10 protein-coding genes and 2 pseudogenes are annotated in these 9,731 nt (G+C 64.1%); 4 read left to right on the forward strand and 8 right to left on the reverse strand.

The window, feature by feature from the left end; all coding sequences use genetic code 11:
* Window positions 1–289: 289 nt before the first annotated feature.
* Complete coding sequence (locus OKC30_RS06170) at window positions 290–1,465, reverse strand: iron-containing alcohol dehydrogenase (RefSeq protein WP_160836807.1); 1,176 nt, start codon at window positions 1,463–1,465, stop codon at window positions 290–292.
* A 185-nt stretch (window positions 1,466–1,650) separates the two neighbouring features.
* On the opposite strand from OKC30_RS06170, the gene OKC30_RS06175 reads away from it, so the two are divergent.
* The gene (locus OKC30_RS06175) at window positions 1,651–2,235 is read left to right on the forward strand and encodes a hypothetical protein (RefSeq protein ID WP_041212267.1); all 585 of its coding nucleotides are present in this window, start codon (window positions 1,651–1,653) and stop codon (window positions 2,233–2,235) included.
* 100 nt (window positions 2,236–2,335) lie between these two features.
* On the opposite strand, the gene OKC30_RS06180 is transcribed toward OKC30_RS06175, so the two are convergent.
* The 4 genes from OKC30_RS06180 to OKC30_RS06195 all read right to left on the reverse strand — a co-directional run bounded on the left by OKC30_RS06180 (window position 2,336) and on the right by OKC30_RS06195 (window position 4,481).
* The gene (locus OKC30_RS06180) at window positions 2,336–2,761 is read right to left on the reverse strand and encodes a hypothetical protein (RefSeq protein WP_160836809.1); all 426 of its coding nucleotides are present in this window, start codon (window positions 2,759–2,761) and stop codon (window positions 2,336–2,338) included.
* A 224-nt stretch (window positions 2,762–2,985) separates the two neighbouring features.
* Complete coding sequence (locus tag OKC30_RS06185) at window positions 2,986–3,732, reverse strand: SDR family oxidoreductase (RefSeq protein WP_052815614.1); 747 nt, start codon at window positions 3,730–3,732, stop codon at window positions 2,986–2,988.
* Window positions 3,733–3,774: 42 nt separating this feature from the next.
* Window positions 3,775–4,011 carry a DUF3624 domain-containing protein gene (locus tag OKC30_RS06190; protein WP_041212265.1) on the reverse strand — a complete coding sequence of 79 codons (237 nt, stop codon included), beginning with the start codon at window positions 4,009–4,011 and terminating at the stop codon, window positions 3,775–3,777.
* Window positions 4,008–4,481 (reverse strand): GNAT family N-acetyltransferase, encoded by a 474-nt coding sequence (locus OKC30_RS06195; RefSeq protein ID WP_052815613.1) that lies wholly within the window; start codon window positions 4,479–4,481, stop codon window positions 4,008–4,010. Before OKC30_RS06195 ends, OKC30_RS06190 begins: the two co-directional genes overlap by 4 nt.
* A gap of 187 nt (window positions 4,482–4,668) precedes the next feature.
* Between OKC30_RS06195 and OKC30_RS06200 the strand changes: the two genes are divergently transcribed.
* On the forward strand, window positions 4,669–6,111 hold the full coding sequence (locus OKC30_RS06200) for a RimK family alpha-L-glutamate ligase (RefSeq protein ID WP_010672720.1): 1,443 nt from the start codon (window positions 4,669–4,671) through the stop codon (window positions 6,109–6,111).
* Between the two features lie 24 nt (window positions 6,112–6,135).
* A complete protein-coding gene (locus OKC30_RS06205) occupies window positions 6,136–6,666 on the forward strand; it encodes an MgtC/SapB family protein (protein ID WP_160836811.1) in 531 nt (176 codons plus the stop codon).
* 55 nt (window positions 6,667–6,721) lie between these two features.
* Here the strand turns inward: OKC30_RS06205 and OKC30_RS06210 are convergent.
* Both OKC30_RS06210 and OKC30_RS06215 read right to left on the reverse strand, forming a co-directional pair.
* Window positions 6,722–8,337: pseudogene (locus OKC30_RS06210) on the reverse strand (alpha-amylase family glycosyl hydrolase).
* Window positions 8,338–8,454: 117 nt separating this feature from the next.
* A complete protein-coding gene (locus OKC30_RS06215; RefSeq protein ID WP_043154040.1) occupies window positions 8,455–8,733 on the reverse strand; it encodes a DUF2442 domain-containing protein in 279 nt (92 codons plus the stop codon).
* 257 nt (window positions 8,734–8,990) lie between these two features.
* On the opposite strand from OKC30_RS06215, the pseudogene OKC30_RS06220 reads away from it, so the two are divergent.
* Window positions 8,991–9,335 (forward strand): annotated as a pseudogene (locus OKC30_RS06220) (LTA synthase family protein); the annotation flags it as partial.
* A gap of 29 nt (window positions 9,336–9,364) precedes the next feature.
* On the opposite strand, the gene OKC30_RS06225 reads toward OKC30_RS06220, so the two are convergent.
* On the reverse strand, window positions 9,365–9,731 hold a 367-nt coding region (locus OKC30_RS06225), incomplete at its 5' end, for an ISAs1 family transposase (RefSeq protein ID WP_270804167.1).

The following is a 9,731-nucleotide window of genomic DNA, read 5'->3' on the forward strand; positions in this document are numbered from 1 at the left end:
TGTTCAGATAAGCACATTTTTGACTAATTATTCATAAATGCGACTTGAGTTGGGGGAGCAAGGCTGTTTCCAGTCGATGTTCCTTCAGCCTTTATCCAGCGTGGCTTGCAATAGAAAGAGGGAGGCATCATGCCTCCCTCATTTTTTAGCCCTGATACTACGTGGACTGGAACTCAAATTCTCTTAAGTGAACAGCATTGCGATGATCGGGGCGCTTTCTTTTCCGTTGGCCAGCCGGTGATCAGAGGGCGAGGGAAAGGATCCGCGCCACTATGGTTGCCAGGATGACTTACAGCGCGTGGGACAGGATCCTGGCTACCTTGTCGGGATCAATGTCCTGCTGCTCCCCGAGGGCGGTCAGCCCGAAACGCTTGAGGTTGGAGCAGATACCGGGGATGCAGCTCTCGCTCAGCCCGTAGTCGGCAAGCCGGGTACCCACCCCCATCTGCTGGAAGAACTGCTCGGTGCGGATGATGGCCTCCTCGATGCGCAGCGCCTTGTCCTCGCGGCTGGAGTGCCACACCCGCTCGGCGAACTGGGCCAGCTTCTCCTGCTTCTGGGCCGATTGCTCCCGCAGCAGGGAGGGCAACACCACAGCCAGGCTCTGGGCATGATCCAGCCCGTGCAGGGCGGTGAGCTGGTGACCGATGGCGTGGGTGGACCAGTCCTGGGGCACGCCGCGACCGATGAGGCCGTTGAGCGCCAGGCTGGCCGCCCACATCAGGTTGGCGCGCACCTGGTAGTTGGTGGGCTCCGCCAGCGCCCGCGGACCGTTGTCCACCAGCACCTGCAGCAGCCCCTCCGCCAGCCGGTCCTGCACCTCGCCCCCCACCGGGAAGGTGAGGTACTGCTCGAGGATGTGGACGAAGGCATCCACCACGCCATTGCCCACCTGGCGCGGCGGAAGGCTGTAGGTAGTGGCGGGATCCAGCACCGCAAACACCGGTTGCACCAGCGGATTGTAGAAGGAGAGCTTGGCCTCCCCCCGGCTCACCACGGCGGCGGGGTTGCTCTCCGAACCGGTGGCCGGCAGGGTCAGCACACAGCCGAGCGGCAGCGCCCCCTTGATGGAGGCCTTGTCCCGCAGGATCTCCCAGGGGTCGTCCCCCTCGAAGCAGGCCGCGGCGGCCACGAACTTGGTGCCATCCACCACGGAACCGCCACCCATCGCCAGCAGGAAGTCGATGCGCTCGCGCTTGACCAGGGCCACCGCCTCCATCAGCTGATCGTACTGGGGGTTGGCGCCGATGCCGGGAAACTCCAGCCACTCCCGGCCCGCCAGCGCCTGGGTCAACTGCTCATAGACCCCGTTCTGCTTGATGCTGCCACCCCCGTAGAGCACCAGCAGACGGCTGCCGGCCGGGATCAGCTCGGGCAGCCTGGCGATCTGGCCTTCACCAAAACAGATGCGGGTGGGATTGGCATATTGGAAGTTGTACACGGCAGAGCCCTCGGTTGATTGCATGCCGGGGAATTGTGCGCCTGCCGTGCCATCAGGTCAAAAACGGGAGCCTGTCGTCAAAAATACGATGCCAGCCTGCCGATGCCGGGCGCTCCTGCCCGGCTTTGCTATGGTGATAGCGGGAAGACGAGTTCGTCGCCCCCTCAAGCCCCTCCCGGGGTCCCTTTCCCACTCACAGGGTCTCTATCATGAAACTGAAGCACGCCTGGATTGCGGGTGCCCTCACCCTCTGTGCCCCTCCCCTGCTCTATGCCGCCGAGGTCACCACCCATGTGGCCGTGGCCCCCGGACAAGCCAGCCTGGCCGAAGAACTGACCGCCAGAGCAACCGTCACCGCCATCGACCTGGCCACCCGCAAGGTCAGCCTGAAAAATGCCGAAGGGCAGACCCTGGATCTGATCGCCGGGGAGGAGGTGACCAACCTTCCCCAGCTCAAGGTGGGAGATGTCGTGGCCCTGAGATATCTGCAACTGCTGGACCTGACCCTGCTCAAGGGCACCGCCGGGGTGAGAAAACGGGTGGTGGAAGTGGAAGGGGGCAAGGCGGCCGCCGGGGAGAAACCTGCTGCCGGCGCCGGCATGCAGGTAACCATCTATGCCGACGTCATCGACGTGGACAAGGCGCACCAGACCATCCGGGTCAAGGGGGTTGACCATACCCTGACCCTCAAGGTGCAGGATCCGGCCCAGTTCGCCCTCATCGCCAAGGGGGACCAGATCAAGGCCGTGCAGACCACCGCCATCGCCATCGGGATCGCCCCCCAGAGTCCCTGAGCCCTGACCACGGCAGGCCGTGCCTCCCACTGCCTGCCGGCCCCGTGGCAAGGGGGCAACCCCTTGCCTTTAACGCCCAAAGATTGCCGTTTGAATCACATCATGCCTGGGAGGCGGATTTGCCGGTGAGGCGATCCATGGCCTCCTTGAGCATGGCATCGCGCTGCGCGGACAGGTCCTTGCTCTGCGTTTCGCGCTCCTCGGCAGAGAGCGTCTTGTCATCCGCTGTCCCCTTGAGCTGACGCTCGAGATCGTCAAATTTTTTGCGATCAAAGCCCAGGGCCTTGTCCACCATCTGCTGCACCCGCGCATCCTTGACGCCACCGGTCAGGACTGTGTTCTTGCCGTTCCTGGCCAGATGCTCGTAGGTCAGCGCCTGCTGCGCCTTGCCGGTCAGCACCTGACTGGAGAGGCTGACCTGCTGAGACCAGCCGCTCTGCTTGTCGTCGCTGTCGCTGAGGGTCGCCAGGGCACGGTTCTGGGACGCGCTCTGGGCAAGTTGATGACCATAGGGTTTGATATCCATGAAGGCTCCACGCTCACTGTCGGCCTCGCCGGCTCCGGGGACGAGTTCCCCGCCATGGGCCGGAGACAGCAAATTGCAGGCCAACTTGAGTACCCCCCTCTTCCGATGGTTCAGCACGGGGTCACAGCACGCCTCCTTCTGCACTCCATGACGAGTGCGACCAGATCCATCAAAAAAGGCGCCCGAAGGCGCCTCTTGTGGACAGAAGTCGGCTCGTCATGACATCAGCGACGGCTGATGTGGAGCGGACCGAAGGTCTGGGCCACCGGCATGATCTCGATGCTGTTGATGTTGACGTGGGCAGGCTGCTCGCTGATCCAGAGTACGGTATTGGCGATGTCTTCCGGCAGGATGGCCTGCACCCCCTGATAGACGGTGGCCGCCTTGGCGTCGTCGCCGTGGAAGCGCACGTTGGAGAACTCGGTGCCGCCACACAGGCCGGGCTCCACGTTGGTGACACGCACCGCCGTGCCCGCCAGATCGGCACGCAGGTTGAGGCTGAACTGCTTCACGAACGCCTTGGTCGCGCCGTAGACGTTGCCGCCCGGATAGGGGTAGGTCCCTGCGATGGAGCCGATATTGATGACGTGGCCGCAGTTGCGCGCCACCATGCCCGGCAGCAGCAACCGGGTGATCAGGGTCAGGCCGCTGATGTTGGTGGCGATCATCTGCTCCCAGTCCTCAAGGTCTGCCTTGTGGGCAGGCTCCAGCCCCAGTGCCAGGCCGGCGTTGTTGACCAGCAGGTCCACCTGTTGCCATTCGGTCGGCAGCCCCTCGATGGCGGCGCGGGTGGCAGCCTTGTCCTGGACGTCGAACACCAGGGGCAGGAACTGCTCGCCCAGATCCTCGGACAGGGCGGCCAGCCGTTCGCCGCGGCGCCCGGTGCCGATCACCCGGTGGCCAGCGCTCACCAGCAGGCGGCTGATGGCCTCACCAAAGCCGGACGAGGCGCCCGTTACCATTGCAATCATGTGAACCTCCATTGTTATTTGTCTTCTTGAAAAATCAGCACGTTATATGTCGCGTTTGCCCAGCTTTCGCCATGCGAACACCGCCAGATGCAGCAGGAAGAGACCCGAGCCCCCCAGCGCAAACAGCAGGCCGGTCAGGGCGTTGACCGAGGTATCGGCGCCGCACCACCACCAGACCAGCCAGCCGACGACCCCGATGAGAAAGGTCTGGGCGGCACAGACCGGGCAGCGCCCGAGCTTGGCCCTGATGGCCGTAGCCAGGCAATCTTCGCAACTCATGATGGCGCCTGCCGCTCATTCCCCAGCGCCAGCACCAGGCGGTGGGCATGCTGGCCGGGCCCGTAATAATCGGGCAGCCGTACCCCGGGGCGAAACCCCAGCCCCTGATAGAGGGTCCTGGCTTCTGGGTTGGCGTCGGCGACCTCGAGGCGAATCGCCCCCCAGCCGGCCTCGCGCCCTTCCCGGATCACCTGCTCCAGCAGGCGGCGTGCCCACCCCTGACGGCGGATGGTCCAGCGGATGGCGAGGGTCTGGATGATGAGACGATCCCAGCCTTTGTGCTCCAGCACGCTCACATAGCCCATCACCTGCGCCTTCTCGTCTTGCAGCAGCAGGGTGCGCCCCTTGGCCTGATTGAGCAGATAGTGCCAGCGGCTGCGGCCGAAGGCGACCTCGGGGGGAAAACAGTAGCGTTCCAGCTTCACGATGGCGCCCAAATCATCGGCTCGGGCGGCGCGCACGGTCAACACGGGGAGTCCTTGTTCGGTTATTTATCCTCAGCACCAGAAATGCGACTTGTATCACAAGTTACCAAGGCAGAATATTAGGCACTGTAACCTCTTGTTTCCCCTCGCGCCATTGTCGTGCTTGTCGGTGCATCGAAGCCCACTGGGGATCCTGCCGTTTCTGGCAGTCCTTTCTGTGGAGCCTGAAAATATGAGTACCTATGTCATCGTCGAGGAGCCGGGCGACTGGCCCTGCCATGCCGACTATCTGCTGACCGCCCGCACCTACCTGCAACACGGTCTGCCCACCACAGGGGGGCGTCCGCGCATCATCAACCTCTGCCGCAGCCTGGAACACCTGGGGGCCGGTTATTACTGCTCCCTGCTGGCCCAGGCCCGCGGCCACCACTGCCTGCCGGGATTGCAGGCCATCAGCAGGCTGCAACCCCAGCAGCCTCCCGCCAAGCTGTGGCGCAAATTGCAGGGCTGGCTGGCCCAGCAGAGCGAGGACAGGATCCGGGTGCGCGCCATCTTCGGCCAGTGCGAACAGAGCGAGCTGGCGGGGCTCGCCCGCTATTACTACGGCCTGAGCCAGTTGCCGCTGCAGGAGCTGACCCTCAAGCGCGGTCGCCACGGCTGGTCGGTGCGCCAGCAGGAGAGCCTGTCACCGCTGGCGCTGAGCCCGAGCGAGAAGGCGCTGATGGTGCAGCACGCCCAGGCGCTGGTGGGCACGGGGGACGAGGAACAGACGGCGCCACGCTACCAGCTCGCCATCCTGGTCGACCCCAACGACGGCCGCGCCAGCAGCGATGCCCTGGCGCTGGAGCGTTTCATCAAGGCGGCCGCTGCCCAGGGGATCCAGGCCGAGATCCTGCCTCCCTCGGCCATCGAGCGGTTGCCGGAGTTCGACACCCTCTGGCTGCGCGCCGAGACCGCGGTCGGCCACTACACCTTCGAATTTGCCCGCCGTGCCGAGCAGCTCAAGATGCCGGTCATCGACAGCTCCCGTGCCATCCTCGCCTGCAGCAACAAGCTCTATCTCTACGAGCTGATGGTGCGCAGCGGCGTGCCCATGCCCCCCACCACCGTCGTGACCCGCCGCGGCCGCCAGCATGTGGACGAACTGGTGCAGCGCCTCGGTCTGCCGCTGATGGTGAAGATCCCCGACGGCGCCCAGGGGCGCGACCTCGCCATGGCCAGCGATGACATCCAGCTCGCCCGCCTGCTGGACGAGGGGCTGGCCCGCTCCGCCCTGCTGCTGGTCCAGAGCCGGATCCCTGCCGAGTTCGACTGGCGCATCGGCTTTCTCGACGGCTCGCCGCTGTTCGCCTGCCGCCGCTACCGACCCGAACCCGGCAACCGCATCCGTCGCCGCAAACACCCCCTCGACATGAGCCGCATCGAGGCGCTGCCCCTCAGCGACGTGCCGGAGCGGGTGCTGCAAACCGCCCGCCGCGCCGTGCACCAGCTCGGCAACGGCCTGTTCGGGGTGGATCTGCGCCAGCAGGGTCAGGGCTGCGTGTTGCTGGAAATCATCGACAACCCCTGGATACGTGGCGATATTGAAGACAGGGAGGCAAAGGACCTCTACGAGCGCCTCGCCCGGGCCTTCCGCCAGCGGCTGGAGAACCGGGGGCAGAGCGCGACAGGATAACAAGCATCGCGAGCAGAGGTGGATATGATGACAATGCAGTGGTGGGACATCGCGCCCCTTGGCTGGGAGAACATCCTGGTCTGTCTGGTGTGTGGCACCCTGGTGGGGCTGGAGCGGCAGCTTCGCGGCAAGCCGGTGGGGATCCGCACCTCTTCCCTCATCGTGCTCGGCACCTACTGTTTTCTCGCCATCGGCGCCGCCGTCAGTCCTCAGGGCGCCGATCAGGCGCGGGTGCTGGGTCAGCTCATCACCGGGGTCGGCTTTCTCGGGGCCGGGGTCATGATGACCCGGGATGGTCAGGTGCTGGGGGTGACCTCCGCCGCCGCCATCTGGATGCTGGCCGCCCTCGGCGCCCTCATCGGCATGGACATGCTGCATCAGGCGCTGCTGCTCACCGGCGTCACCCTCTCCATCCTGGTGGGGGTGGACTACTTGGAAGCCAGCTTCAAGAGCCTGCGCCGCGGGGTGCACAATCGGCTGGAACACTGGCGCCACGGGGCCGAGCCCTCGGTCTCTTCCCGCCGGGACGATCTGGGCAGCGGCATCGAGAAGTAAGCCGCCACCATGAAAAAGGGCTCCACTATGGAGCCCTTTCTGTTGTCTGCCTCCCTCAGCGCACCAGCAGGAAGCGGCCGGTGAGGGGCGGCAAGTCCACCGTCACGCTGCTGCCACCGATGGCCAGGTTCTCGCCGCTCTGCAGATCCACCAGGGCGCTGCCGCTGCGCAGCTTGCCGACCGGCACGGCGTAGCTCTGAGGCGTGGTGGAGACATTGAGCAGGTAGACTACTTGCTCGCCCGCCGTCTGCTTGATGTCGCCATAGACGCTCCCCTCGGCCACCAGCTTGACCCGCTCCCCCTGATAGAGGGCGGGGTGGGCGGCGCGCAGGGCCAGCAGAGCGCTCAGCCACTGCTTGAGCTCGGCCTGCTCGCTGCTCGGCACGAAGCCGGTGACACCGGGGACCTTGCCATCGCTGCGGGCCACGTGATCATCGCAGAGCCCCTGGGCCGCACAGTCGCCCCCCACCTGACTGGCAAAGCCAGGCACCTCGTCGCCAAACTCCTCGCCATAGTAGAAGGTAATGGGACCGGAGCGGGCGGCCATGAAGCTGAAGGCCGCCTTGTGGCGCTGCCAGTAGTCCGCCCCATTGAAGTTGCCCCGCTCCAGCAGATCGCCGAAGCGCACCAGGTCGTGGTTGCCCAGCATCAGGTTGGGCATGGCATGGTCCGGGTAGTTCTCCACCTTGTTCCAGCTGGCGTCGAGCACGCTGGCCCCCTGCCCGCCCTTGCCGGACTCTTCCACCGCCAGCGCCTGTACCAGGCCGTAGCGCAGGGGGAAGTCGAACGCCGAAGAGAGCGCCGGGTTGTCGCTCGGGCCATAGGCCTGGGCGCGGATCTCGTCGGCGCCCTTCCACACTTCCCCCACCATGTAGCCGAGGGTGCCCCACTGCTGGCCGGCGGCCTTGCGCGCTGCGCTGGCCTGGGCCACCTCGCTGCGAATGGCGCGCCAGTCATCCAGCCCCAACTGATAAGCCTGATCGAGGCGCCAGCCGTCGATGCCGTACTGCTCGACCCAGTAACGGGCCACCTCCTTGAAGTAGGCCAGACTCTCGGGCTGGCCGTAATCCACCAGTTGACCCGGGTAGCCTGCGCCGCCGCTCTTGAGGGCAGGCAGCCGCCCCTCTGGTGAAGGCTTGCTCACCCCCACCTTGTTGACGTGGCCGAACACCCCGTCGAGGAAGACATAGAGCCCGCGCTGGTGCGCCCCGTCCACCAGTTTTTTAAGCTTGGCGTTGCTGCCGAAGTTGGGATCCACGTTGAAGAAGTCGCAGGCGAAGTAACCGGTGGCATCCAGCCGGTCGTCCCCGGCCTGGCCGGCGCAGGAGTCAAACACCGGCGTGAGCCAGATGGCGTTGACGTTGAGGCTCTTGATGTGGTCGAGGCTGTCGATGATCCCCTGCAGATCGCCGTTGTGCCGGGAGGGGCCGTAGCCGACGCCGTAGTTGGCGCTGCCATCGCCGTCGACGAAGGACTCCACCATCACCTGGTAGGTGCGCAGGTTGCAGGCTGGCTGATCATTGCCGTAGCAGGCGCGGCTGGCCGACGCGGGGGGCGGATTGACCACCGGAGGCTGGGGGTCACTGCTGCCACCGCCTCCCCCGCTGCCGCAAGCCGTCAGTAACAGGGCGGCCCGATGAGGCCGCCACGACGCAACGTTCCTTGTTTCATTGTTATGTTCCCGCTGTGGTGGATGGGCGCCCAAAGCGCCGCACTGGGGTCATGATAACGACCTGACCGACGCGGGTCTGTGACTGAAAACGTTACCTGACTCAACGAGTTAGCATGTCAGAAGCGATGCATGTTGCGATCGGGGAAGGCGGCGCGCTCGTCGATGGGCAGGATCAGGTGGTAGACCTCGTGGGCCGCCAGGGTGAAGCCCGAGGGCCACGCCAGTTGATGGCGATGATCGATGAAGACACGGGCGAAGCGACGCTCGGTCTCCATGGCCGCAAACAGCGGCTGGCCGCGCCAGGGGGTGAGATCCAGCACGCCTGTGGTGCCGTCGGAGAGCACCACGAACAGAGACCAGCCCTGCATATATTCCACATCGATGAAGACCGGCATCCCTTCGGCTCCGATTGAGAAATCCGGCGCCATTATAGGCACGACCATTGTCTCGATGTGCCAGCAGGATCACAGTTTCCCCAGCGTTTTATGCTCTCTTCGAACCCTGCATCCCGTCACAAAAAATCATAAAACGTGCCAGCTTCTCCATTTATACCTCACCCCCATGCAACCTTTGCCAGGCGCCACTGTCATACTCCTGCACCATAACAACAATGCGTCCGGGGACTGGGCGCAAACAGGTTTGCAGGAACAATATGACCACCATCAAACAATGGCTGGGACCGGTTTGGCCCATCGCCGTCTTTTCATTGATCGCGCTCATCTCCCTGACCGTCAGCCGCCTTGGCCTGGGCCTCTGGCAACTGGAACGGGTGGATGCCGTCTCTGGCTGGCAGGAGATGCTGCTGCAAGGCATTCGCGTCGACGTTGCCACCCTCTGCTGGGTCTGGGGCGTACCCGCCGTCTTGACCCAGTTGCTGGCCGGGCCCCACGCGCCGGGGCGGCTCTGGATGCAGCTGATCCGGATCTGGCTCACCCTGGGGCTCTGGCTGATGCTCTTTCTCGAGATCTCCACTCCCGCCTTCGTCACCGAATACGGGGCAGGGCGGGAGCATACTTTGTTGGTTATTTAACCAAAGAATAGTTGTGCCCGATAATTGTCATCCCAGCTTGCTTTTTTTAGCTTGTTTCTCTGGCTCGGTGCGCCGCAATCACTCTGTTTTACTATGTTCAGAACAAACCGTCTAAATAGCGCCATATTCTCGACTGCATCCTCCATCGCTATCCTTGATGCATCCTCGTTAAACACCACATCAAGAATGTAATGCTGGCTGTTCTCTATCCGCCAATGCTGACGAATATAGTGCCCGAGCAGCTTGTGCTTGGGGGATAACGAACTGACATAGTAGGAGGTATCTACCGTTCCTTTTCCGTTGGCGCTGCGGTGGCGCTCAACGGCAATGATGCTGCGGATTGTCGGCCATTTCTCTGCTAAC

This window comes from Aeromonas sp. QDB18 (assembly GCF_027705325.1).
In the GTDB taxonomy this organism is placed as follows: Bacteria; Pseudomonadota; Gammaproteobacteria; order Enterobacterales; family Aeromonadaceae; genus Aeromonas; species Aeromonas caviae.